Origin of the sequence: Desulfofundulus australicus DSM 11792, from assembly GCF_900129285.1 — a bacterium.
GTDB lineage: Bacteria > Bacillota > Desulfotomaculia > Desulfotomaculales > Desulfovirgulaceae > Desulfofundulus > Desulfofundulus australicus.
The window spans coordinates 57,503-82,494 of the sequence record NZ_FQUW01000011.1 but is presented as its reverse complement, the minus strand read 5'-3'; the positions used below and the strand labels follow the sequence as shown (position 1 = coordinate 82,494).

At 55.9% G+C, this 24,992-nt stretch carries 19 protein-coding genes and 1 pseudogene; all 20 read left to right on the top strand.

Features of this window, described 5'->3' with window-relative positions; genetic code table 11:
- Positions 1–150: 150 nt before the first annotated feature.
- The 20 genes and pseudogenes from BUB44_RS05390 (at position 151) to BUB44_RS05295 (ending at position 24,733) form a co-directional block, all read left to right on the top strand.
- Positions 151–1,445: pseudogene (locus BUB44_RS05390) on the top strand (Glu/Leu/Phe/Val family dehydrogenase).
- Between the two features lie 404 nt (positions 1,446–1,849).
- Positions 1,850–3,250 carry an APC family permease gene (locus tag BUB44_RS05385; RefSeq protein ID WP_073163842.1) on the top strand — a complete coding sequence of 467 codons (1,401 nt, stop codon included), beginning with the start codon at positions 1,850–1,852 and terminating at the stop codon, positions 3,248–3,250.
- 120 nt (positions 3,251–3,370) lie between these two features.
- Positions 3,371–4,702 (top strand): 4-aminobutyrate--2-oxoglutarate transaminase, encoded by a 1,332-nt coding sequence (gene gabT / locus BUB44_RS05380; RefSeq protein WP_207545621.1) that lies wholly within the window; start codon positions 3,371–3,373, stop codon positions 4,700–4,702.
- Positions 4,703–4,732: 30 nt separating this feature from the next.
- Positions 4,733–6,490, top strand: coding sequence for an aldehyde ferredoxin oxidoreductase family protein (locus tag BUB44_RS05375; RefSeq protein WP_073163839.1), 1,758 nt, complete (start codon positions 4,733–4,735; stop codon positions 6,488–6,490).
- Positions 6,491–6,977: 487 nt separating this feature from the next.
- Positions 6,978–7,562, top strand: a complete 585-nt coding sequence (locus BUB44_RS05370; RefSeq protein WP_073163836.1) for a Uma2 family endonuclease — start codon at positions 6,978–6,980, stop codon at positions 7,560–7,562.
- 536 nt (positions 7,563–8,098) lie between these two features.
- The gene (locus BUB44_RS05365; protein WP_114362093.1) at positions 8,099–9,271 is read left to right on the top strand and encodes an iron-containing alcohol dehydrogenase; all 1,173 of its coding nucleotides are present in this window, start codon (positions 8,099–8,101) and stop codon (positions 9,269–9,271) included.
- Complete coding sequence (locus BUB44_RS05360; RefSeq protein ID WP_073163830.1) at positions 9,264–10,625, top strand: sensor histidine kinase; 1,362 nt, start codon at positions 9,264–9,266, stop codon at positions 10,623–10,625. Before BUB44_RS05365 ends, BUB44_RS05360 begins: the two co-directional genes overlap by 8 nt.
- A gap of 49 nt (positions 10,626–10,674) precedes the next feature.
- Complete coding sequence (locus BUB44_RS05355; protein ID WP_073163827.1) at positions 10,675–12,231, top strand: sigma-54-dependent transcriptional regulator; 1,557 nt, start codon at positions 10,675–10,677, stop codon at positions 12,229–12,231.
- Positions 12,232–12,461: 230 nt separating this feature from the next.
- Positions 12,462–13,625, top strand: a complete 1,164-nt coding sequence (locus BUB44_RS05350; RefSeq protein ID WP_073163824.1) for an iron-containing alcohol dehydrogenase — start codon at positions 12,462–12,464, stop codon at positions 13,623–13,625.
- Positions 13,626–13,913: 288 nt separating this feature from the next.
- Positions 13,914–15,641, top strand: coding sequence for an aldehyde ferredoxin oxidoreductase family protein (locus tag BUB44_RS05345; protein ID WP_073163822.1), 1,728 nt, complete (start codon positions 13,914–13,916; stop codon positions 15,639–15,641).
- Between the two features lie 67 nt (positions 15,642–15,708).
- The gene (locus BUB44_RS05340) at positions 15,709–15,948 is read left to right on the top strand and encodes a MoaD/ThiS family protein (protein ID WP_073163819.1); all 240 of its coding nucleotides are present in this window, start codon (positions 15,709–15,711) and stop codon (positions 15,946–15,948) included.
- 14 nt (positions 15,949–15,962) lie between these two features.
- Positions 15,963–16,721: a HesA/MoeB/ThiF family protein gene (locus BUB44_RS05335; protein ID WP_073163816.1), complete on the top strand. Its 759-nt coding sequence runs from the start codon at positions 15,963–15,965 to the stop codon at positions 16,719–16,721.
- 6 nt (positions 16,722–16,727) lie between these two features.
- Positions 16,728–17,009: a MoaD/ThiS family protein gene (locus BUB44_RS05330; protein ID WP_027356618.1), complete on the top strand. Its 282-nt coding sequence runs from the start codon at positions 16,728–16,730 to the stop codon at positions 17,007–17,009.
- Between the two features lie 111 nt (positions 17,010–17,120).
- A complete protein-coding gene (locus BUB44_RS05325) occupies positions 17,121–17,375 on the top strand; it encodes a 4Fe-4S binding protein (RefSeq protein WP_073163813.1) in 255 nt (84 codons plus the stop codon).
- A gap of 3 nt (positions 17,376–17,378) precedes the next feature.
- Complete coding sequence (locus BUB44_RS05320) at positions 17,379–19,316, top strand: aldehyde ferredoxin oxidoreductase family protein (RefSeq protein ID WP_073163811.1); 1,938 nt, start codon at positions 17,379–17,381, stop codon at positions 19,314–19,316.
- 5 nt (positions 19,317–19,321) lie between these two features.
- Positions 19,322–20,020 carry an ABC transporter permease gene (locus BUB44_RS05315; RefSeq protein ID WP_073163808.1) on the top strand — a complete coding sequence of 233 codons (699 nt, stop codon included), beginning with the start codon at positions 19,322–19,324 and terminating at the stop codon, positions 20,018–20,020.
- A gap of 69 nt (positions 20,021–20,089) precedes the next feature.
- Entirely contained in the window at positions 20,090–21,322 is a 1,233-nt protein-coding gene (locus BUB44_RS05310) for a molybdopterin molybdotransferase MoeA (protein ID WP_073163806.1), read from the top strand.
- Between the two features lie 12 nt (positions 21,323–21,334).
- Positions 21,335–23,275: a molybdopterin biosynthesis protein gene (locus BUB44_RS05305; RefSeq protein WP_278247935.1), complete on the top strand. Its 1,941-nt coding sequence runs from the start codon at positions 21,335–21,337 to the stop codon at positions 23,273–23,275.
- 77 nt (positions 23,276–23,352) lie between these two features.
- Entirely contained in the window at positions 23,353–24,114 is a 762-nt protein-coding gene (larB, locus tag BUB44_RS05300) for a nickel pincer cofactor biosynthesis protein LarB (RefSeq protein ID WP_073163801.1), read from the top strand.
- Positions 24,115–24,403: 289 nt separating this feature from the next.
- Positions 24,404–24,733 carry a helix-turn-helix transcriptional regulator gene (locus tag BUB44_RS05295; protein ID WP_073163798.1) on the top strand — a complete coding sequence of 110 codons (330 nt, stop codon included), beginning with the start codon at positions 24,404–24,406 and terminating at the stop codon, positions 24,731–24,733.
- Positions 24,734–24,992 lie beyond the last annotated feature (259 nt).

Here is a 24,992-nt window from a genome sequence, read left to right as displayed (position 1 = left end):
TTTCTGCATCTACCCGGTTATTTAAAATTACAGAAGTCTTGTCAATGTTGCGTCAATTAAGATAATTAAAACTGGCATGCTTCTTGCGCCCTTTAAGGGTAAAACCTCCCGGAGGGAAATCCGGGGCAAAACCTTAAGGGGAGTGATTTGATGAACGGGCAGGTTAACAGTTTTGAGCTGGCCTGTAACCACGTACTTTCAGCGGTGAGAAGGCTTAACCTCAATCCGGCGGTTTACGAAATTTTGCGCAACCCGGAGCGGGTGCTGACGGCGGCTATACCGGTAAAAATGGACGACGGCAGCATTAAAGTTTTCACCGGCTACCGGGTACAGCACTGCAGTGTACTGGGCCCTTTTAAGGGGGGGATAAGGTTCCACCCGGATGTAAACATGGACGAGGTGAAAGCCCTCGCCCTGTGGATGACCATGAAGTGCGCCGTACTGGGGCTGCCCTACGGTGGCGCCAAGGGTGGAGTGACCTGCGACCCCAGGAAATGTCCCTTGATGAACTGGAGAGACTGAGCCGGGGTTATATCAAGGCCATGTACCCGCTGCTGGGACAGGAAAAGGATATCCCCGCCCCGGACGTTTACACCAACGCCCGGGTCATGACCTGGATGATGGACGAGTTTTCCGGGATCAAAGGGTATAACGAGTTTGGGGTTATTACCGGCAAGCCGCCGGTGGTAGGCGGATCCCTCGGGCGGGAAGAGGCCACGGCCAGGGGTTGTGTCATTGCCGTGCGGGAAGCGGCCGCGGCGCTGGGAATCAGCTTAAACGGCGCCACCGCTGCCGTACAGGGCTATGGCAACGTGGGGAGCACTGCCGCCAGGCTGTTGCACGAAATGGGCTGCCGCATTATTGCCGTATCCGACTCCTCTGGCGGCATCTACAACCCCGGGGGGCTCGACCCGGTGGCGGTGCTTCAGTTCAAGAAAAATACGGGTACCGTCAAAGGGTATCCGGGCAGCCGTTCCATCAGCAACGAGGAGGTGCTGTCCTTGAACTGTGATATTCTTATCCCGGCGGCCCTGGAAAACCAGATTACCGAACAAAACGCCCGGAACATAAAAGCCCGGATTATCGGTGAGGGAGCCAACGGCCCCACCACTCCCGGCGCAGACCGGATCCTGAATGAGAAAAAAGTATTTGTGATTCCCGATATTCTGGCCAATGCCGGCGGTGTAACCGTTTCCTACTTCGAGTGGGTGCAGAACAATACCGGTTACTACTGGTCTGAAGAAGAAGTGAACCGCCGTCTGGAGGAAAAAATGGTGGCCGCCTTTAAAGAAGTGTATCAAATGTACAGGGCCCATAAGGATCTGAATATGAGGGATTGTGCGTACCTGGTGGCCGTGCAGCGCCTGAGCGAAGCCATGTGGCTGCGGGGATGGCTGGGCAAGGGGGCCGAATATCAACATAAGCAGGAAGCTGTGCTGGCGTAGGAATATTGAAAAGCCTGCGGAAGCAGGTTGCCGCTACTGCTCGTTATGTTCATAATATCCCGGGTCTTTGCTGGCCCGGGTTTTAAATTAAACTGTTAATGCGCTATGACAACAAGTAATGTTAATATGCATTGGACGAACTGATGCCTAATTATCTTAATAAAACGAAAATATTATCGATTTATTAATGCAAGTATGCATTGAAATCACTTTTGAAACTTCACAAAAAGACAAAATATTATCCTTTTTCGATAATTCAAAACTGGGAATAAGGTTTGCATTTCTTGTAGATTGAGGGTTAAGGCTTCGCTGGGCGGCGAAAGGTGGTGAAAAACGCGGAAAATTTGTAATATTAACGGCTTATTCATATATCTGACAAAATTCAAAAAGCAGGAGGCTATATTATGGAGCAACAAAAAAGCTTTGCGCGGGTATTAACACGCAAAGACGTGCTTGCTCTGGCCTTTGGAGCTATGATTGGCTGGAGCTGGGTAGTCCTGGCGGGAACATGGATTGAATCAGCGGGTTCCATAGGAGCAATGCTGGCCTTTCTCATTGGTAGCATAGTAGTTATCTTTGTGGGCTTGACTTATGCCGAATTAACACCGGCCATGCCCAAGGCGGGCGGTGAATTTGTTTTTAGTTACCGCGCCATGGGGATTACCCCTTCCTTTATTTGCGGCTGGATTCTGGCTTTAGGTTATACTTCAGTAGTTGCCTTTGAGGCTGTAGCCCTGCCCACTGTGGTGGAGTATCTGGTGCCGGATTACAAACACGGTTATCTCTGGACGGTTGCCGGGTGGGATGTATATGCTTCCTGGGCGTTGATTGGTATCATTGGTTCCATTATTCTTACCATAGTTAATTATATTGGTATAAAGCCGGCAGCGTTTTTGCAAGGAGTTCTTACATTATTGATTGTTGCTGTAGGTATTTTGCTTATGACCGGTGCCCTGTTTAACGGCAATTCCGGCTATATGGAGCCCCTGTTTGTAGGCGGTATAAAAGGGATTTTGGTCGTTTTGATCATGACTCCTTTCATGTTTGTGGGTTTTGATGTCATTCCCCAGGCAGCGGAAGAAATGAACATACCCCTTAAGTCCATAGGTATAATTCTCCTTGTGTCCATTTTCCTGGCAGCTTTATGGTATATCATGGTCGTTTTCAGTGTCTCCGTGGCTCTTACCGAGCAGCAGATGCACGCTTCCAGTTTGCCGACCGCCGATGCCATGGCCGCCCTTTTTAATAGCGGATGGGCCGCCAAGCTGCTGATCCTGGGCGGCATCGGGGGCATTATTACCAGCTGGAACAGCTTTTTCGTGGGTGCCAGCCGGGTTATTTTCGCCATGGCCCGGGCCAGGTTGCTTCCCGATTTTCTGGGCCAGCTGCACCCCCGGTTCAAAACACCGGGCAATGCCATCTTGCTTGTGGGTGTATTATCAACCCTGGCTCCCCTTTTGGGTCGCAAGATGCTGGTCTGGCTGGTGGATGCGGGCAGCCTGGCTACTATTGTGGCCTGGACCATGGTGGCCCTGTCATTTTTGATCCTGCGGTACCGTGAACCGGAAATGGAACGGCCTTTCAAGGTCAGTTACGGCAAGCCGGTGGGGTTCCTGGCCGTAATTTTCAGCCTGGGGCTGATTGCCCTGTACCTCCCCGGCAGTCCCTCTGCTCTGGTATGGCCCTATGAGTGGCTGATTTTCCTGGGCTGGTGCGCTCTGGGCCTGATATTCTATTTCTGGACGCGGTCTTCCCATGCAGGGACCAGGGCTGCCATGCAGGAAGTGTTGCAGATTGAAGAATAGCGCAACCCGCAGGCGCTCTGGAGGTGTATTGCTGTTTCTAGATTAAGCAATCTTAACCGACCGGGGGAAACTTTCTGTTTCCTCCGGTTCGGAATTAAAAATAGCAGGGGGTTTGGTGTAATGCTTCAAAAAGTTATGGCCGTTCCCGGTCCTAAATCAAGCAGTCTGCTGAAAAGGAAAAGCAGGTACGTTGCCAGGGGTATATCCAATACCACTCCTGTTTTCGTGGCTGAAGCCAAAGGGGCATTGATCAAAGATGTGGATGGGAATGAGTACATTGACTTTTACGGAGGCATCGGTACCCTGAATGCCGGCCACTGCCCCGAGCCGGTGGTGGCCGCCATTAAAAGCCAGGCCGACAAGCTCCTGCATTCCTGCTTTATGGTGACCATGTACGAGAACTACGTGGACCTGGCTGAAAGGCTGGCCGGCCTGTGCCCCGTTAAAGGCGAGAATAAAAAGGTCATGTTTGCCAACAGCGGGGCGGAGGCGGTGGAAAACGCCGTCAAGATAGCCCGCTTTTATGCCAAAAAGCCGGGCATTATCGCCTTCGAGTGCGCCTTCCACGGCCGGACCCTGATGGCCATGAGTCTAACCAGCAAGGTGAAACCCTACAAGTTCGGCTTCGGCCCCTTTGCCCCGGAAGTCTACAAGGTTCCTTCCGCCTATTGCTACCGCTGTTACTACAACTCCACTTACCCTGGGTGCGGGCTGCACTGCCTGGAGAACTTCACCCGTTTCTTTGCCGCCGAAGTTGCGCCGGAAAATATTGCGGCCATGATTATCGAGCCGGTACAGGGTGAGGGCGGGTTTATTGTGCCCCCGCCGGAGTTCCTGCCGGGCCTGCAGAAAATTTGTGAAAAGCACGGCATTATCTTAATTGTCGATGAAGTGCAGACCGGTTTCTGCCGGACGGGCAGGATGTTTGCAGTGGAACACTGGGGCGTGCAGCCCGACCTGATGACCGTAGCCAAATCTATTGCCTCCGGATTACCCTTGAGCGGGGTGATCGGCCGGGCGGATGTTATGGATGCGCCCGATCCGGGACACATCGGCGGTACTTACGGCGGCAATCCCATTTCCTGTGCCGCGGCCCTGGCCACCATTGATTACATGCAGGAGCAAAAACTGGCGGACCGGGCTGCTAAAATTGGAGAGACGGCTCTGGGGCGCCTGCGGGCCATGCAGGAAAAATATCCTCTCATCGGTGACGTACGCGGCCTGGGGGCCATGGTGGCCATGGAGCTGGTCAGGGACAGGAAGACCAAGGAACCGGCAAAGGAGGAGGCCGGCCGCATTATCCAGGAATGCTACAAGCGCGGCCTGATCATTATCGGGGCGGGCATATTCGGCAACGTGGTGCGCATGCTCATGCCCCTGACCATCACGGATGAACAGCTGGAACAAGGTTTCTCCATTCTGGAAGAAGTGGTGGCCGAAGTGGCCGGTTGATATGGCCCGGCAGTTAAGGAGGGGTTTGTAATGTACGGCTTTTACGGCAGGCTGTTGCGCCTGAACCTTTCTGATCGATCCTTTGCGGTGGAGGAACTGCCGGAAAGCGTGTACCGGGATTACCTGGGCGGGAAAGGGCTGGGCACTTACCTGTTGCTGCGCGAGCTGGAGCCGGGGATAGATCCCCTCTCCCCGGCCAATAAACTGATTATTGCCATCGGTCCCGCTACAGGTACCGTGCTGCCCGGCTCCAGCCGCTACGGGGTGTTCAGCAAATCTCCCCTGACCGGGCTGTACGCCGAATCCTATGCCGGCGGGCGGGTGGCCCCGGCCATCCGCCGCACCGGCTACGACGCGGTGATCATCGAAGGTGCGGCTGATGCGCCGTTGTACGTGGAAATTAGCGACAAAAATGTGCTTTTCCACGATGCATCCCACCTGTGGGGAAAGGATACTTACGCTACGGAAGACGCCGTGCTGGCGGAGGTGGGGCAAAAGGGAGCCGGGGCCATGGTTATAGGTCCGGCGGGAGAAAACCTGGTGCGTTTTGCCTGTATTGAAAATAATTACTGGCGCTCGGCGGGGCGCACTGGCATGGGGGCAGTAATGGGTTCCAAAAAGCTAAAAGCCCTGGTTTTCCACGGGGAAGCCCGCTGTGAGATGGCCGACCCGGCCCTTTTGCAGGAGGCTGCCCGCCGGATCAGGGAAAAGGGCAGGGACAACCCGGGGGTTAAGGCTTACCAGACCTATGGGACCACTGTCATGGTAGGCAGCATGAATGCCGCCAGGGCATTTCCGGCCCGCTACTGGACCATGGCCGTTGATCCCGGTTGGGAAAATATAAGCGGGGATACGTTACGCAAAAAATTTGAGGTACAGCCCAGGGCCTGCCCCAACTGTTTTATGGCCTGCGGCAAGTTAACTACGATTAAGGAAGGAAAACGTGCCGGCCTTACACTGGAGGGCCCCGAGTACGAAACCATCTATTCCTTTGGCGGGTTATGCGGCATTAACAGCCTGGAAGAGATCATTTACCTCAACGACCTCTGTGACCGGCTGGGTATGGATACCATTACCACCGGCAACCTGGTGGCTCTAATGATGGAGGCCGGGAAAAGGGGCCGGGTTAAGGGGTATCCCGGTTACGGTGATGCCGAAGGGGCTGCCCGGCTGGTTGAGGATATGGCTTACTCCCGCGGCTCCGGGGAATTGCTGGCCCGGGGAATAAAACACGTTGCCGCTGAACTGGGCCTGGAAGACCTGGCTGTTCACGTTAAAGGGCTGGAGCCGGCCGGTTACGACCCCCGGGTGCTGAAGGGGATGGGCCTGGCCTATGCAACTTCGCCCAGGGGGGCCTGTCACCTGCGGGCCACCTTTTACAAGCCGGAACTCAGCGGCATGATTGATCCCTCCACCACCGAAGGGAAAGCTGCTCTGTTTATTGAATTTGAAAACAGGCTTACGGTTTTTAACACCATGATATTCTGCGTCTTTTTCCGCGATCTGATCCAGTGGGACGACCTGGTGGCCATGATTAGGGGTAGCACCGGCTGGGAGTACACCCGGGAGGAGCTGGCCTGCCTGGCCGGCCGTATTGTCACCGCCACGCGTCTATTCAACACCAGGGAAGGTGCTACGCGAGCGGATGATATGCTGCCGCCCAGGTTTTTCGATGAGCCGGTCAATGACGGGCGGAACGTTATCACCAGGCAGGAGCTGGATGTTATGCTGGATGACTACTACCGCCTGCGCGGCTGGGATCAAAACGGCGTTCCGCCGGGGAATTGAGAGTGATGCCCGTTGACGGGGTAACCGTTCCGCAGGCTGGTTTATGGGATAGTAGCTACAAAACCTGTCCTGTTTGAATGGGAAATGTTCCATCCTCCACTACACCCCCGCCAGGGGGTATTTTTTTAAATGGTTCTACCAGTAAGCATTACCGGTTCCAAAAAGCATTTCCGGCGGCCCTTTTTCAAAGGAAATATACTGCCAGTGAAGGTATTTTTTCCCCGGCGGAGAATGGAATAAGTATCTGGGAGATCTTATCAAGAAATTGTATCCCGCCGGGGAAGGTATTTTTTCCCTGGCGGCTATCTTACCTTACCGGTTGGTTAGATTGAGTAAAGGATTTAGCTACTACGAGCGAGTGTAAAGTTGTAGCGAATCATTCGTTCGAAAGGGAAAAGAATGAAAGAAAGGGTAGAAGGTTGGAAAATTATAAAAGAGCGGTTTACCAATTATCGGGCAACCAAAAACGACAAAGGAGGAACCATTTTTGGCTTACCCACGACAAGAAGCAAACGGTGGCTATACCTACAGTGACTATTTAACCTGGCCTGCTGGGGAAAGGTGGGAGATCATCGAAGGGTTTGCCCATCGCCTTGGCCCGGCGCCTTCACGGAGGCACCAGAAAGTGCTCACCGCCCTCCTGGGCGAATTTTACAATTACCTCAAGGGGAAAGATTGCGAGGTATACGCAGCTCCCTTTGACGTCCGCCTGCCCGCGGGGGAAGAAAAAGACGAAGAAATTAAAACCGTGGTGCAGCCGGACATCGTGGTGGTCTGCGATAAGACCAAATTAGACGACCGCGGCTGCAAAGGAAGCCCCGACCTGATCGTTGAGGTGACCTCCCCTGGGACGGCTTCTCTTGATTACATTAAAAAGCTTGCCCTTTACGAAAAGCACGGCGTGAAGGAATACTGGCTGGTTCACCCGGTAGACGGGATCGTTATGGTGTACAGGCTGGGTACTGACGGCAGGTACGGAAGGCCCGAGATATATGCTCGCGACGACGTGGTAAAAGTAAGTTTTTTTGAAGACTTTAATCTTTCCCTGAAGGAGATATTCGGGGATTCGTAAGTGGAACTTATTACCGGTTGTTAAGAAAGACCTGCACATCACCGGCGACGAATTGCGCCAGCGGTTCTGTGAAGTACGGGATGAAAAAGCCTGCGCGGGGGATTCGGCCGGGTTTTCCAGCGCATTACCTGTACATCACGGCAAAAAGATTGCCGGAACTGCCTTCTAAACCAGCACTGCCCCTATGCCTACATCTTTGGATTTTTACTACACCATCGCGGTCAGTTGCACCCGTTGACCCGACGACAAAGGGAGCTGAAAGGTAAGGGAGCTGAACATATCACAGGCTGTGAGTACAGGTACATATCCATGGGAACATATGTTAGGAGAAGCATTAATTTGCCCTTCTCGGGTCAAGCCCCGCTTAATCCATAGCACAAAGGCTTTGGGTTTTCAGGGGCGTTTTTAGGCTTCATGGAGGAAAAATAGGCCCTGCACGAACACCTCCTTTCCCAGGAGGTGTTTTTTCCCGACAGGAAGTTTCCCGGTAATACAGAATTAAAACAATTAGAAAAAATTTTATGGAGAGAAAGCCCATGCGGATGATCAGTAAATTTGTGGCTCCCGAAATTATTTTCGGCCTGGGGGCCTTGAGCCAGGTGGGTGAAAGCGCCTTACGCCTGGGAGCGACCAGGCTGTTCGTCATCAGTGATCCGGGGGTAATGGCCAACAGGTGGGTGGAAAAGGCCATCGACAGGCTCAAGGAGGCCGGTCTCTCCTATGAAGTATGGTTTGAGGTTACCAGCAACCCGAAGGATTATGAGGTGATCGAGGGGGTCAAGCGCTACCTGGATGCAGGTTGCGATGCCATTCTGGCCGTGGGAGGGGGCAGCCCCATTGACGTGGCCAAGGCCGTGGCCATCCTGGCTACCAACGGGGGAGTCATCCAGGATTATGAAGGGGTCAACAAGATCACCCGCCCCCTCCCTCCGCTGCTGGTTGTGCCCACCACGGCCGGCTCGGGGTCCGAGGTCACCCAGTTTGCCATAATTGTTGACACCCGGCGCAGGGTCAAAATGACCATTATTTCCAAATCCCTGGTGCCCGACATAGCCATTATTGACCCGGTGGTGCTCCAGACCAAGGACGCCAGGTTGACGGCCGCCACCGGGCTGGATGCTTTGTGTCACGCCATCGAATCCTTCGTGTCCCTGGCTGCAACGCCCTTAACCGACGTTAATGCTTTGAATGCCATCTGCCTGGTGGCCAGGTACCTGCGCCCCTCGGTTGCCAGCCGTTCCAACCTGGAGGCCAAATCGGCCATGGCCATGGCTGCCCTGCAGGCCGGCCTGGCCTTTTCCAACGCCATCCTGGGAGCTTCCCATGCCATGGCCCACCAGCTGGACGCCCAGCTTGATTTGCATCATGGAGAAACCAATGCCATCCTTTTGCCATATGTGATGGAATTTAACATGATTGCCTGTGTGGAAAAGTTTGCCCGGATAGCCGAAGCTATGGGGGAAAATGTTGCAGGTTTGAGCGCATGGGAGGCGGCGGAAAGGGCCATCCGGGCGGTGCGCAGGCTGGCCCGGGATCTTGATATGCCCGATAAAATTGGCGTGGGTAATCTCTCGGAGGAGCAGTTGAAAAGCCTTGCCCGGAACGCCTTGAAAGACGCCTGCATTATTACCAACCCGCGGGATGTGACCGAAAAGGACTTGTATAAACTTTTTGCCCAGGCGTTGAAGAGAGGGATTCAGGTTGATTGACGACAAAGCCAGGTTAATTGAGAATTTAACGGGGGTCAGGTCATCCAAGCTGAATTATTACGTGGAGCTGAAAAAACGCAACCGGGAAATGGCAATCCAGAACCGCCGTTTGGAGATCATTCACCAGCTGAGCCGGGACATCAATATTGATATGTCCCTGGAAATGATTGTCCAGAGGGTTTATGAAAACCTTCCCCCGGTTATCCCCTGCGATTTTCTGGGTCTGATCACGCTTGAGGAAAGTGAACTGCGCCTGGTGGCCACGCAGCCCCCTTTGCCCTGTAAAGGCCTGGTGGTACCCAGGAATTCCGTGCTGTGGGAGACCATTAGAAAACAGCGGGAACAGGTATATCTCTGTATTGCCGGTGATGGGAAGCTCCTGGAGGAGCTTCCCGTGCAGGAGCTGGAACTCAAATGCCTGATCCTGGACCCCCTGAAAGTAAAACAAAATATTATCGGTATGCTGATAATCGGTACCCGGGAGAAAAATGTATACTCACAAAATGATCTGGCCTTTTCCCGGCAGCTGGCAGACCAGCTGGCCATCTGTGTTCAAAACCGCCGGCTCTACGAGGAAGTGGTCCAGGCCAAGCGGGAGTGGGAGGAGGCTTTCCGGGCGCGGGTGCAGATGCAGGCCCAGCTGGTCCAGTCGGCCAAGCTGGCAGCCATAGGGGAAATGGCCGCGGGGGTGGCCCACGAGCTTAACAGCCCCATGACTGTGATTATCGGCAACGCCCAGATGCTGCAGCGCGAACTGGGGCCCGAACATCCGTCTTCCCAGCTGCTCAAAGATATCGTCACCTGCGGCCTGCGCTGTAAAAAAATAATTCAGAATCTGCTCACCTTTGCCCGCCAGGAACCCCCGGTGGTGACTCCCACCGACCTCAATGAGGTGGTGGAAAGGGTGCTGAGCCTGGTCAAATATCAGATAAACCGGAACGGGATTGTCATTTGTACGGATCTGGCCCGGGATCTCCCCATGGTGGCTGCCAACGGGCAGCAGCTCGATCAGGTCCTGATCAACCTTTTGCTCAATGCCCGGGACGCCCTGGATGGGGTAGAAAGGGAGGAAAAACATATTCATATCAGCACCGGCGTGCGCAGGGGGGAAGACGGCCGGCAGCAAGTGGTTGTGGCAGTTAAGGATAACGGTCAGGGAATCCCCCCTGAAAATTTAGACCGGCTTTTTGATCCCTTTTTTACGACCAAGGAAGCTTCCCGGGGTACCGGGCTGGGTTTGAGTGTAAGCCTTGGTATCGCCCGGGCTCACGGGGGGACCATCGAGGTTGAGAGCCGGCCGGGTGAGGGGAGCACCTTTACCCTGGTTCTCCCCCTGGAGGAAGGCCGTTCCTGAATTCCAGGTTTGAAATTCTTAAATTGAGCTCTTTCCCGGAGGGATAATTTTGTCTTTACAGGCACGTATCCTGGTAATAGATGATGAGGTAGAGGTAGGCACATTTTTTCGTTGCCTGCTGGAAAGGAAAGGCTATCGCGTAGTTGTAGCTACAAATGGCCGGGAAGCCTGCAGGGCCATCAACGCGCAGAAGTTTAATGTGGCCGTAGTTGATTTAAAGCTGCCCGATAGCGACGGCCTGTCCCTGCTTCAGGAGATAAAAAAAGTGCAGCCCGATTGTGAAGTCATTATCATGACAGGTTACAGCACCACCAGGACAGCCGTGAGGGCCATTCAACTGGGGGCTTACGATTATATTGAGAAGCCCTTCGAGGACATATCGGAAGTTGAATCCCTGATCGACAAAGCCCTCGATTTTGCCGGTGGTGCTGAAGAAAGGAAGAAAAAGCTTTCTTCCGCCGAATGGAGTCATATTGCCACCCGGGCGGGAATTATTGTCGGGAACAGTCAGGCCATGAACCAGCTTCTTTCCGTGGCTTATAAAATTGCCCGTAAAGATGTTAACGTGCTCATTCAGGGGGAAACCGGTACGGGTAAGGAAGTGCTGGCTCGTTTCATCCATGCGGCCAGCCACCGGAGCGACCATCCTTTTATTCCCGTTAACTGCGGTGCCCTGCCGGAAAATCTGCTGGAAAGCGAGTTATTTGGTCATGAAAAGGGTGCGTTTACCGGTGCTACCGGCCAGCGCAGGGGTATTTTTGAACTGGCCAACCACGGCACGCTGTTCCTGGATGAAATTGGTGAGGCCAGCCTGTCCATCCAGGTAAAGCTCCTCCGGGTGCTGGAGACCGGGGAGTTTATGCGGGTGGGGGGAGAAAAACCCATTAAAACCGATGTTCGCATAATTGCCGCTACCAATGTGGATCTGGAGCAGGCCGTCAGGGAAAAGAGTTTCCGGGAAGATTTGTTTTACCGCCTTGACGTGGTGCGGCTGTATCTCCCCCCTTTAAGGGAGCGCAGGGAAGATATACCAGAACTGGTAAATCATTTTTTAAAAGAGCTTTCCGGACAGGGAACGGGTCAGGAGATAAGAATATCCCCCGAAGCGATGAAAATTATGATGCAGTATTCCTGGCCGGGCAACGTGCGGGAACTGCTCAATGCCATTCAGCAGGCCGCGGTTCTGTGCGATGGGACGGTAATTCTACCCGGGCACCTCTCCAGCCGCATAACCGGTAGCCTGAACCAGTTCCCCAGAGCCGGGCCAGCGCTTCTGGAAAATCAGCCGCAGGGTTCACCTTTCCTGGCTCAGCTGCAGAATATGGCGCAAGCAAAGGATTACCTGTCCGGCCTGGAGGACGGGGAACTGTCGCGGGTTTTTCATTTGTTGAAGGTGCTGGAAAAAAATGTGCTCGAGGTAATGTCCCGCAGGGGTCTCTCCTGCCCGCCTCCCGCCACCATTGAGGAAATGGAAAGGGAGGCTATCAACCAGGCTCTGGTTTATTCCCGCGGCAACATTTCCCTGGCTGCCCGTGTTCTGGGCATCGGCCGGAATACCCTTTACAGGAAATTAAAAGAAATGCAGGGTGGGGCCAGAAACGGTTGATCTTATTTTTCAAAATTGAGACTCCCTGCTCCAAACTGGTCAGGGTGCTTGTGTCATAATGTAACACCAGAAATGATGAACCGCCTCCAATTTAGCGAATATCAAGATTTTTATATCTGGCATGAATATTGCCTTGCTTTAAATAAACAAAAACATAAAAACTCTTCAAAGGAGAGGGAAAATATGATTGTTTACCTTCTCCAGAACATTAATTACGGGAGGCGGTTTTGATGGCATTAGGTGAACAGGTTTACGGGTACTACATTCCCACAGTCAACCTCATGGGTATTGGTGCTCACAAGAAGGTCGGCGAGCAGGTGAAAATACTCGGCGGCAAAAGGGCGCTCATTGTTACGGACGCCTACCTGGCCAGGTCCGGTATGGCCGACCAGATCAAGGCCCAGGTGGAAGAGGCAGGTGCCCAGGCTATAATCTATGCCGGGGCCGAACCCAATCCCACCGATAAAAACGTTCATGATGGCTTGAAAGTATTCCAGGAAAATCAGTGTGACATGATTATTTCCCTGGGCGGCGGCAGCTCCCACGATTGCGCCAAGGGTATCGGCATTGTGGCCACCAACGGGGGTAACATCAGGGATTATGAAGGCGTGGACAAGTCCAGCAAGCCCATGCCACCCTTTATTGCCGTGAATACCACTGCGGGAACGGCCAGCGAAATGACCCGTTTCTGCATCATTACCGATACCGACCGGAAGGTTAAAATGGCCATCGTGGACTGGCGGGTTACCCCCAACGTGGCCATAAACGACCCCCTGCTCATGGTAGGCATGCCTCCTGCCCTGACGGCGGCGACGGGGATGGATGCTTTAACCCACGCCGTGGAAGCTTATGTATCGACCATGGCCACTCCGGTCACCGATTCAGCTGCACTGATGGCCATGAAGTTAATTGCCGGCAACCTGCGCCAGGCTGTGGCCAACGGGCAGAACATGGAAGCCCGGGATAAGATGGCCTATGCCGAATTCCTGGCCGGCATGGCATTCAATAACGCCAGCCTGGGTTACGTCCACGCCATGGCCCATCAGCTGGGCGGCTTTTACAACCTTCCCCATGGCGTATGCAACGCCATTCTGCTGCCCCATGTCTGCCGCTTCAACTTGATTGCCTGCCCGCAGCGCTTTGCCGACATTGCAGTCGCCCTGGGCGAAAACATTGAGGGGCTTTCCGTGCGTGAGGCTGCAGAAAAGGCTATTTCCGCCATTCAAAAACTGTCGGAGGATGTGGGTATTCCTTCCGGCCTTGCCGGGCTGGGAGTCAAGGAGGAAGACCTGGCCATCATGGCTGAAAACGCCATGAAGGATGCCTGCAGCCTGACCAACCCGCGCCTGGCCACCCTGGACGATATAATTGACATCTACCGGCAGGCAATGTAGAATATAGACACTAGCTTACTGATAGGAGAGTCAAAATCTCTCCTATCAGCATTTTTAGTAAAAGTTTTAGTAAAAGTGTCCTTTTGTGATGCTGTTGCCCTGTTATGGAGCAGGCGGAGTGTATCAAAATGGTGCGTTGTTTGTGTATACGAGGGTAATACAGCACGGATTTGCAGATGGCATGGAAATTGTACAATAGTAGGTTAAATAGCCTGATAATGATGAAAGATTGCCAGGTAAAAAGGCCAATCTATGATTAAATCTAAAAAATAAAAGGGGGAGAAAGCGGTGTCCAGGTTCCTGCGGGTGAATATGACCACCGGGGAAGTCAAGTTTGAGGAAGTGCCGGAAAAGTATATGCCCCTTGGCGGCAGGGCACTTACCTCCCAGCTGGTTTACGACGAAGTGCCGCCCACCTGTGATCCTCTTGGTCCCTACAACAAGCTGGTTATTGCTCCGGGATTGCTCTCGGGTACCAGCGCACCATCTTCAGGACGCCTGTCCGTAGGAGGGAAGAGCCCCCTCACCGGAGGGATTAAGGAAGCCAATGCCGGCGGTATTGCCTCTCAGAAGCTGGCCAACCTGGGTATCAAGGCCATCATACTCGAAGGTAAGCCCGCCGGCAGCGACTGGTATCTGCTCAAGGTTACTCCCGAGGGGGCAGAGTTGCTGCCTGCCGGCGATCTGGCCGGCAAGGGTACTTACGAGGTAACGGCCATCTGCCGGGAGCGTTACGGTAAAAAGGTTGCCGTGATTACCATTGGCCCTGCCGGCGAGATGCTCATGCCGGCCGCGGGGGTAACAAACAACGATAGTGACGGCAACAGCAGCCGCTATGCCGGCCGGGGTGGCCTGGGGGCGGTAATGGGTTCCAAGAGAATTAAGGCCATCGTCGTGGACAGCCCTGCTACCTTTGATGTCCCGGTTCAGGATCCCGAGCGTTTCAAAGCGGCAGCCAGGAAATTTGCGAAAATTTTGCAGGATCACCCGGTCACGGGGCAGGGACTGCCCAGCTACGGCACCAATGTGTTGATGAACATTATCAATGAAGCGGGCGCCCTTCCCACCAGAAACTTCCGCTTCGGCCGTTTCGACAAAGCTGCCGAGGTCAGCGGGGAGAAACTGGCCGAGGTGGCCGTAGCCCGGGGAGGGAAAGCCACCCATGCCTGCCATCCCGGCTGCGTCATGCGGTGTTCCAATGTATACCCCATGCCCGACGGGAAGGTCTGCGCTCCCATTGAATATGAAACCGCCTGGTGTTTCGGTCCGAACCTGGAAATTGGCGACCTGGATGTAATCGCCAAACTGAACTACATTTGCAATGATGTGGGTCTGGACACCATTGAGGTGGGGTGCACCCTGGGTGTGCTCGCGGAGGCTGGAGTGATACCCTTTGGTGATGGTGAGGCTGCCATCAGGGCTCTGGAAGAAGTGGCCAAAGGCACGCCCCTGGGCAGGATTCTCGGCGGCGGTTCGGCCAATGCCGGTAAAATTTACGGGGTTACCCGTGTGCCCGCAGTGAAAGGTCAGGGTATTCCCGCTTACGACCCGCGGGGCTGCAAGGGCAACGGTGTTACCTATGCCACCACGCCCATGGGTGCCGACCATACCGCCGGGTATGCCGTAACGGCCAACATCCTTAAAGTGGGCGGTTTTGTGGATCCTTTGAAAGCCGAAAGCCAGGTGGAGCTTTCCCGGAACCTGCAAATTGCCACTGCGTTCATAGACAGCAGCGGGTTGTGTCTCTTCGTGGCCTTTGCCGTTCTGGACAATCCCGAGGGAATGCCCGCCATTGTTGAAATGCTAAACGCCATGTACGGCCTCAATTTAACTGCAGATGACGTGCTCAACATGGGCAAGCAGGTATTGAAGGTCGAAAGGGAGTTCAACCGCAAGGCCGGGTTCACCAGCGCCGACGACCGGCTGCCTGAATTCTTCAGCCAGGAGGAACTGCCGCCTCACAACACTGTATTTGATGTCAGGGCGGAGGAACTGGATCAGGTGTTTAATTTCTAAACTAATCCCGTGGCAGGGCTCCCATAGAGGTGCCCTGCCACCCTGAATTTTAACGGGGGTAGATGATGTGCGGCTGGAAGTACGCGTTTTCAGCGGGCTGGAAAAATTCATGCCCGGGGCCCGCTTCGGCCAGGCTATTGAGGTAGAGCGCCCGGAGGGAACTACCGTGGCCGGACTTGTGGACAGCCTGGGTATTCCCCGGAGCCAGGTCTTTACGGTTCTGGTCAACGGGCGGCACGCAGCCATGGATGCCGTCCTGCAGCCCGGTGACCGGGTATCCTTGTTCCCGCCGGTTGGCGGAGGTTAAGGAGGCAGGTGAATATGCAGGGGTTGACCCGGGAACAACGGGAGCGTTACCAGAGGAATATACTCCTTCCCGGTGTGGGCAGCGAGGGCCAGGAAAAATTGCTGCGCAGCAGAGTACTGGTGGTGGGAACAGGGGGGCTGGGCTCACCGGTAGCCTATTACCTTGCTGCGGCCGGTGTAGGCTACCTGGGTCTGGTGGATGCCGATGTGGTGGATTTGTCCAACCTGCAGCGGCAAATCCTGCACCGCACCGGTGATGTGGGCCGGCCCAAGGTGGAATCGGCCAGGGATAAGCTGGTGGCTCTGAACCCGGACGTGCAGGTGGAGGTTTTCCTTGAACGCCTGAGCGCTGCCGGTGCCCTGTCCCTGATCGAGGGATATGACATTGTTGTTGACTGCACCGATAATTTTGCCACCCGTTTCCTGCTCAACGAAACCTGCCTGCGCCTGGGGAAGCCCTTCATCTACGGCGGCGTGCTGGCCTTTGCCGGGCAGGTGATGACCGTGGTGCCCGGTGCCGGTCCCTGCCTGCGCTGTATTTTCCCGCACGAACCGGATCCGCACGTCCCCGGCTGTGCGGAACTGGGGGTCCTGGGGGCCGTGCCCGGTGTTATCGGTACCATCCAGGCCACGGAAGCCATCAAGTACCTCCTGGGCCTTGGCGATTTGCTGGTTGGCCGGTTGCTCACTTATGACGCCCTGTCCATGACTTTTTTGGAGGTATCTGTGGGCCGGGATCCCGGATGTCCGGCCTGCAGCCAGGAAATGAGGTGACGGTGTTTGGCCAGAATAGAACTGCGGGCTTTCGGCCCGTTGATGAAGATATTTTCCCACCGCGGCTGGCCCTTTCCCCTGCCTGTGGAAATTGCTCCCGGTGATACTCCCGGCACCCTGTTAAAGCGCCTGGAGATACCGGAAGAACAGGTGGAAGTGGTTTTTGTCAACGGCCGGGTGGAAAAAATGAGTCACCCTCTGCAGGACGGCGATCGGGTGGCTTTTGTCCCGCCGGGGGTGCCGTCCATTCACAGGGTAATGCTGGGGTTTTACAGCAGAAAATCATAGTTCGGGTTCTTTTTATACAACACCTTCACGGTGTTTTTTATTTATTGCCGGCAGGTTTCCGGGAGCCGGCTGTAGAAATTTTCGTTGACATTATTTTCAGGGGGTACTTTCATGGCCAGAGAACTGGCGGTCAACCCCGGCAGGTGTACCGGTTGCTGCACCTGCGCCCTTACCTGTGCCATTACCCACCAGGGGGAGTTTAAGCTTACCGGAGCTTTTATCAGTATTGCCAGGGATGAGTTTGAGGGAACGTTTACCATTACCTTTTCCTCCCTTTGCCGCGGCTGCAAAAAGTGTGCCCTGGCCTGTCCTTCGGGAGCCCTGCGGGTGGTCGATGTAGAGGAAATGGCGGAACAGGAGGGGTAGTGCGTGTACGGTTACAGCGGTAAAATCCTGGATATCGACCTTACTGCCGGCAGGATAAAGGAGCGACCCGTGGAACGGGATTGGGCCAGGGAATATTTGAGCGGCCTGGGATTTAACGCCCGCCTGCTCTACGAGGAAATTCCCGCCGGCGCCGACCCCCTCGGCCCGGAAAATATCCTGGTCTTTAATGTGGGGGTGCTGGTGGGAACGACGGTGCCCACCGCGTCCCGCACCGAAGCTTCCGCCCTCTCACCCGCCACCGGCCTGTTTGGCACGGCCAACTCCGGCAACTTCTGGGGAAGCGAGCTCAAGTTTGCCGGTTTTGACGGGGTGGTTATCCGGGGAAAGGCTGCCGCACCGGTTTATGTATGGATCTGTGACGGCCAGGCAACAATTTTACCGGCGGACCACCTCTGGGGGCGGGATGCCTGGGAGACGGTGCGCCGGATCCGCCGGGAACTGGGCGACGGGGCCATTCAGGTGGCGGCCATTGGCCAGGCCGGTGAAAATCTGGTCCGCTTTGCCAGCGTAGAAAACGGCCCCTTTGATGCCTGGGCGCGCACGGGGCTGGGCGCGGTAATGGGCAGCAAGAACTTGAAAGCCGTGGCGGTACGCGGCCGGGGTGCGGTACGGGTGGCGGACAGGAAAGAGTTTTTGCAGGCTGTGGAGGATACCCGTAAAGCCATTTTTTCCTCCCCCTTTTACGGTTCTTTTTCCCGCTTCGGCACCATGCTGGCCAGCCTGCCCTACCAGGAGTTCGGGGCCCTGCCGGGGCGCAATTACCGGCTTGGTGCCATAGAAAACTGGGTGGAAACCCGCAGCCGCAAGGTCCTGCCCAGGTACAGCAATCGTGGTGTGGCCTGCGTGGCCTGCCCCATTGCCTGCGCCCACTGGGTGGATATTAAGGAAGGCCCCTACGCCGGGCTCAGGCTTAAAGATATGGAGGTTACACCGGTCATCGGGTTCGGAGCCGGGTGTGATATCAACAACCTGCCGGCTGTGGCCATGGTTACCGAAACCTGCCAGCGCCTGGGTCTGGATATGGTTTCCGCGGCGGCGGTGGTAGCCTTTGCCATGGAGCTGTATGAAAAAGGGCTGATCGGCGAAAAGGATCTGGGCTTCCCCCTCAACTGGGGCGATGAACGGGCTACCATTTCCCTGCTCGATATAATCGCCCACCGTCGCGGCCTGGGAGATGTGCTGGCTGAAGGTGTCAGAAAGGCAGCGGAGCATTTCCCGGGTGCTTCAAAATATGCTGTAGAAGTCAAGGGGCTGGAATGTTTTCTTTTAGATCCCCGGGCCCGCTGGTCTACCTGGACTCTGGGTTATATTACCAATGTGCGGGGCGGAGATCACCTGCGCACCCGCAACCCGGTGGAAAATCTCCGTTACAACGAAAACCCCGTCCCCTACCTTACGGAGAAGTTTGGTTTCCCGGAGGAGATGTACGAGCGCCTGGATATGCCCGACGAGCTGAAAAAGGATATTTTCGATCCCGTTACCAGGGATGTAAACATACCCAAAATGTCCCGGTGGGCGGAAGATCTCATTGCCGTCTATAACGCCCTGGGCATGTGCATCCGCCCGCCCGTGCTGCATACTGTGGGGCCCACCCTTTTTGCCCGCCTTTATACCAGCTTGACCGGTATTGCTCTAACACCGGAAGAGGTGATCAGGGCGGGAGAACGTATCTGGAACCTCCAGAAACTGTTCAATCTCCGCCACGGTGAGAAACACGCTGATTCTGACTACCCATCCCGCTTTTACGAAGAGCCCGTAACGGCCGGCCCCGCCGCCGGGCGCAGGCTGGAGCGGGAGAAGGTGCGGGAGGTTTTGCGGGAATATTACCTGGCCCGGGGATGGGATCCGGATACGGGGGTGCCCGGCGCGGCAAAACTGGCCGAGCTGAATTTACAATCCTACACCCATCAAAGGAGTTGAGGAGTTTGGAAATTTTCTGGCAGGGTCTTGTGGAAGCCGTTCGCTTGCTGGCAGCAGGAGATCCCGAAGTTCTGGAAATTACCCTGCGCACCTTAAAAATCTCCGGTCTGGCCACGCTGATCAGTGTCCTCATTGGCGTGCCCCTGGGGACGCTCCTGGCCCTGGCCAATTTCCCCGGCCGCCGCTTCCTGGTCAGTGTGGTTAATTTTGGCATGGGCTTACCGCCGGTGGTGGTGGGGCTGGCGGTCTGGCTTACCTTTACCCGGTACGGGCCCCTGGGTTTCCTCGGCCTCCTTTACACCCCGGCGGCCATGGTGGTGGCCCAGGCCATTATTGCCTCTCCTATTGTGGCTGGGTTTACCGTGGCTGCCATGCAGTCTTTAAACCCGAAGATTCCACTGCAGATCCTGGCCCTGGGGGCTTCCCGGTTGCAGTTGCTGTGGCTTCTGGTGCGCGAAGCCCGGCTGGGCCTGCTGGCGGCGGTGATGGCCGGGTTTGGCGGCGTCATCTCCGAGGTGGGTGCCTCCATGATGGTCGGCGGCAACATTGCCGGCAGTACCCGGGTACTGACGACGGCCACGGTGCTGGCGGTGGGGCAGGGCAAGTATGAGCTGGCCACTGCCTTAAGCATCATCTTGCTGTTCCTGGCCTACGGCATTACCGCCTTTTTAACCGTGGCCCAGCAGCGCAGCAGCCACGCTTAAAAATGTTAAAAATGTCAAAACTACGGCTGCATGCCTTAATGTGGTTATATTTTTAAGGAGAGAATAAGAATGAAGGAACTATTCCAGGCAGTTACCATTCAAGAGGCGCGGGAATTGATTTTAAAACATGTGTCCTTCCCCCTGGAAGGGGAGAAGGTTCCGTTGTTATCCGCCCTCACCCGCTGTCTCCTGCACGATGTTGTGGCCGCTGATGATGTACCCGGCTTTGACCGCTCCACCATGGACGGTTTTGCCGTGCGGGCAAAGGATACCTTTGGCGCTTCCGAGGGCCTGCCCGCCTACCTGGAAGTGGCGGGGGAGGTTCTGATGGGCGTGGCGCCGGAAGGGGAGTTAAAGCCGGGCCAGGCCTGGCGCATTGCCACCGGCGGCATGCTGCCTGCGGGCGCTGACGCGGTGGTGATGGTGGAGCATACCGAGGAGCTGGATGAAAAAACCATTGGCGTTACCAGGCCGGTGGCGCCCGGGGAGAACGTCGTCCGCCGGGGGGAGGATGTACCGGCCGGGAGCGTGGTACTGCCGGCCGGACACCGCCTGCGGCCGCAGGACCTGGGAATACTGGCCGCAGCCGGGGTTGTGGCGGTGGAAGTAAGGCGCCCCTTGAAGGTGGGGATCATTTCCACCGGTGACGAGGTGGTCTCCCCGGAAGAGAAGCCGGCTCCGGGGCAGGTGCGGGATATAAACTCCTATACCCTTTACGGTGCGGTGGCCGGCTGTGGCGGCGAGCCCCGCCTGTACGGCATTGTCCGGGATGATTTCCAGCGGCTGCAGGAACGGCTGGCCCGGGCCCTTGCGGAAAACGACATGGTCCTGCTCTCGGGGGGCAGCTCGGTGGGTACCCGGGACGTGGCGGCCCGGGTGATTGATTCCCTGGGCCGGCCGGGGGTTTTATTTCACGGAATTTCTCTGAAACCCGGCAAGCCTTCCGTGGGGGCAGTGGTGAACGGTAAACCGGTCTTCGGACTGCCCGGGCATCCCGCCTCGGCCCTGGTAATCTTTGAGCTGCTGGTGGCTCCTTTGATCAGTTCATACACTTACCCCCGGGAAAAATTCCGGGAATTTCCCCTGAAGGCGCGGATAAGCCGCAATTTGCGTTCCGCGGCCGGGCGGGAGGATTTCGTGCGGGTGAAGCTGCACCTGCAGGATGGGGAACTGCATGCAGAGCCCGTGCTGGGCAAATCGGGCCTGATTACTACCATGGTCCGTGCCGACGGGCTGGCCCGCATCCCGGCGGGCAAAGAAGGGGTAGAAGCAGGCGAATGGGTGGAGGTCAAACTTTTTTGAGGAGTGATGGCTTTGTCTAAATTCACGGGCCAACGGGACGTTTACCTGGAAGACCGGCCCTGGGAAGAAGCCCAGGAAGAATACATGGCTTACCTGGAGCAAAAAGGAGCGCTCAATCCCGGGCCGCCCGAGGTGGTGGCGGTGGAGGAAGCCCTGGGCCGGGTGACGGCGGCTCCCGTTTATGCGCGGGTGTCTTCGCCCCATTACCACGCGGCGGCCATGGACGGCTATGCGGTGAAGGCTGCCCTGACCTTTGGTGCTTCCGAAACTGCCCCCAGGCAGCTGGCAGTTGGCAGCGAGGCCATCATGGTCGACACAGGTGATCCCCTCCCCGAAGGGTGCGACGCGGTGATCATGGTGGAGGATGTACATTTTGTCTCCCCGGATGTCCTGGAGATCACCCAGCCGGTCTATCCCTGGCAGCACGTACGGCCCATTGGGGAAGATATTGTGGCTACGGAAATGATCGTCCCCGCCAATCACCGGGTGCGCCCGGTGGATATCGGCGGGCTCCTGGCCGGTGGGGTAACGGAAATTTCCGTCCATCCCCGGCCCCGGGTGGCCATCCTGCCCACCGGTACCGAGCTGGTGGAACCGGGGCAGGATCTGCAGCCCGGGGATATTATCGACTATAACAGCCGGATGCTCTCCGGCCTGGTCAGCGAGTGGGGGGGCATTCCGCTTCGTAAAAAGATTACCGTCGATGACTTTGAGGCCCTGCGCCAGTCCCTGCTGGAAGCCCTGCAGGAAGCCGATGTGGTCCTGATCAATGCCGGTTCTTCGGCCGGCAGCGAGGATTATACGGCGGAAGTAATCAGGAGCCTGGGCCGGGTGCTGGTGCACGGTGTGGCCACCAGGCCGGGGAAACCGGTGATCCTGGGAGAAGTTAACGGGCGGCCGGTAATAGGGGTGCCCGGTTATCCCGTATCGGCCTACCTGTGTGCCGATTTATTTGTCAAGCCAATCATCTACAAAAAACTTGGCTCCGTTCCACCCGCCCGCCGGAAAATTGAGGCCACCGTTTCCCGCAAGCTGGTCTCTTCCCTGGGCGTGGAGGAGTTTGTCCGGGTCAAGCTGGGACAGGTGGGGGACAAGATCATTGCCACCCCCATCTCCCGGGGAGCGGGCATTATCATGTCCCTGATCCGGGCTGACGGCATCGTGCGCGTACCCCGGCTTTCCGAAGGTTACGGCGCGGGCCAGGCGGTGCCGGTGGAACTCCTGCGCCCCCTGGAGGAGATCAAGGAAACCACCGTCATCATCGGCAGCCACGACATTGCCCTGGACGTGCTGGCCAACTACCTGCGGCGGCTCTATCCCCAGGCCAGCCTGTCCAGCGCCCATGTGGGGAGCCTGGCAGGTTTGAACGCCCTGAAAAGAGGGGAGGCCCACTGTACCGGCACGCACCTGCTGGACGAGGAAACGGGGGAGTACAACATTTCCTATATCCGGCGGCTGCTGCCGGGCAGGGAAGTGGTGCTGGTCAACCTGGTCTACCGGGAGCAGGGGCTGATTGTGGCTAAAGGCAACCCCAAAGGCATCAGGGGGCTGGAAGACCTGGCCCGGCCCGACGTTACCTTTGTGAACCGGCAGCGGGGGGCGGGTACCCGGGTTCTGCTGGATTATCACCTGAAACAGCTGGGTATTAAACCGGAACAGATAAACGGTTACGAGCGGGAGGAATATACCCACATGGCCGTGGCGGCAGCTGTGGCCGGGGGAGTGGATGCGGGACTGGGCATCCGGGCCGCCGCGGTGGCCCTGGGTCTCGACTTTATCCCCCTGGCCGAGGAGCGTTACGACCTCTGCATCCCCCGGGAATACTGGGATACACCTTACATCCAGCGTCTGCTGGCCGTGATGGACCTGCCGGAGTTCCGGAAAGAGGTGCAGGCCCTGGGCGGCTACGACCTGCGGGACTGCGGTAAAGTCATGTGGGAATCTCAGGGATAATATGGTAAGAAATGCGGTGCTCATTGTGAAGTGAAGCACCGCATTTCCCGGTTTTCAGGGAAAGGGACCGATGACTGATGACCAGGGAAGAATTGCGCCTGCTGCTCGAAGATGTGCGCCAGGGGCGCCTGGAAGTGGATGCGGCCATAGAAAAGCTCAGAACCCTGCCCTACGAGGACCTGGGGTTTGCCAAGGTGGATCACCACCGGGCCCTGCGCAAGGGCTTCCCGGAAGTGGTTTTCTGCCAGGGCAAGACCACCGGGCAGGTGGTGGAGATTGTGCGCAGGCTTTGCGGGAACAACCGGACGGTCCTGGCCACCCGGGCCGGCCGGGAGGTGTATGAAGCGGTGCGGGCCGTTTTCCCCGACGCCGTTTACTCGGAGCTGGCGCGCACCATTGTGGTGTACCGCGGGGAGCGCCCACAGCCCAAAGGTAACGTGCTGGTGATGTCGGCGGGAACCGCCGATCTCCCGGTGGCCGAGGAAGCGGCCGTGACTGCCGAAGTAATGGGCAACCACGTGCGCCGCTGTTACGATGTGGGGGTGGCCGGCATCCACCGCCTGCTGGATAAGCTGGACCTGATCCGGTGGGCGCACGTGATCATCGTGGTGGCGGGGATGGAGGGAGCGCTGGCCAGCGTGGTGGCCGGGCTGGCGGAGCAGCCGGTGATTGCCGTACCCACCAGCATCGGCTACGGGGCCAGTTTTCACGGCCTGGCCGCCCTGCTCACCATGTTGAACAGCTGCGCTTCCGGTATTGGCGTGGTTAATATCGACAACGGTTTTGGTGCCGCCGCCCTGGCCACTGCCATCACCCGCCTGATGGCGAGGCCGGAATGATGATGGGAATATCGTATATTCAGCAGGGTTATATCTCCCTCTGGATGTAGTGACTTTTCTGGTCAATCGGATAGTACACCTGAAAAGGTAGCGAGTGGTGATGAAAAAATTTTTTGTTAGCCTGAAATTATTGGCAGGGTTAGCCAATTTATATAGGTGAAAGGATTTTAAGGCAAGCGTTGGGGAGATATGGGAAAAAATCGCCTCAAAATAAGCTTGCCTTAAAATCTATAAAGTATACCCCGGGATAGACCGGATGGCTACCCCGGCGAGGAGGAGGAAAAGAAAAATGGCAACGCAAATGCAAAAGGATCCAATGGTGGCTGAACTGATTTTGCGTAAAAGTAGATGTGTTGAAGAACAACATGATTTTAGAGAAGTAGTTTTTCCTTCATTGGATGAAGCAGATCACGTTAACATTGAGGTTCGGGATTTTCTGAATCACCCTTCATTATCCAAAAACGACCGGGAAATTTTATTTTATCTTATGGAAGGTAGAAATGCTCGAGAAATTGCCATGATGAAAGGAATTTCAGTAAACCTGGTACGTGTTCATATATCCAGGGCACGGGCAAGGGCCAGAAAACTGTGGGGGCGGCTTGAGAGAAACTACATTTAATTATCAGATAATTTAAGCAAGTGGTAGCCGGGAAGATCAAGCATTAATGGTGCTGCCGGTTGTTTTTTCTGCTACCAGTTTTTTTGGTTTTTGATTCGAACATATGCACTACCATGCAATACCATTAAGTAATTTAGCTTAGAATCTCATTGATTTATACTGGATAATTTATAAAATTATTGTATAGACAGGATAATATGGCATTCCTTAGAAGAGGAAAAAACGTGCCATTTGTCGAATAGCTGGAAAAAGAGATAAC

Excerpts from the sequence above, each read along its gene's own strand:
- BUB44_RS05385 (WP_073163842.1), top strand. The coding sequence starts at position 1,850 with ATGGAGCAACAAAAAAGCTTTGCGCGGGTATTAACACGCAAAGACGTG.
- gabT (WP_207545621.1), top strand. The coding sequence starts at position 3,371 with ATGCTTCAAAAAGTTATGGCCGTTCCCGGTCCTAAATCAAGCAGTCTG.
- BUB44_RS05375 (WP_073163839.1), top strand. The coding sequence starts at position 4,733 with ATGTACGGCTTTTACGGCAGGCTGTTGCGCCTGAACCTTTCTGATCGA.
- BUB44_RS05365 (WP_114362093.1), top strand. The coding sequence starts at position 8,099 with ATGCGGATGATCAGTAAATTTGTGGCTCCCGAAATTATTTTCGGCCTG.
- BUB44_RS05350 (WP_073163824.1), top strand. The coding sequence starts at position 12,462 with ATGGCATTAGGTGAACAGGTTTACGGGTACTACATTCCCACAGTCAAC.
- BUB44_RS05335 (WP_073163816.1), top strand. The coding sequence starts at position 15,963 with ATGCAGGGGTTGACCCGGGAACAACGGGAGCGTTACCAGAGGAATATA.
- BUB44_RS05325 (WP_073163813.1), top strand. The coding sequence starts at position 17,121 with ATGGCCAGAGAACTGGCGGTCAACCCCGGCAGGTGTACCGGTTGCTGC.
- BUB44_RS05310 (WP_073163806.1), top strand. The coding sequence starts at position 20,090 with ATGAAGGAACTATTCCAGGCAGTTACCATTCAAGAGGCGCGGGAATTG.
- larB (WP_073163801.1), top strand. The coding sequence starts at position 23,353 with ATGACCAGGGAAGAATTGCGCCTGCTGCTCGAAGATGTGCGCCAGGGG.
- BUB44_RS05295 (WP_073163798.1), top strand. The coding sequence starts at position 24,404 with ATGGCAACGCAAATGCAAAAGGATCCAATGGTGGCTGAACTGATTTTG.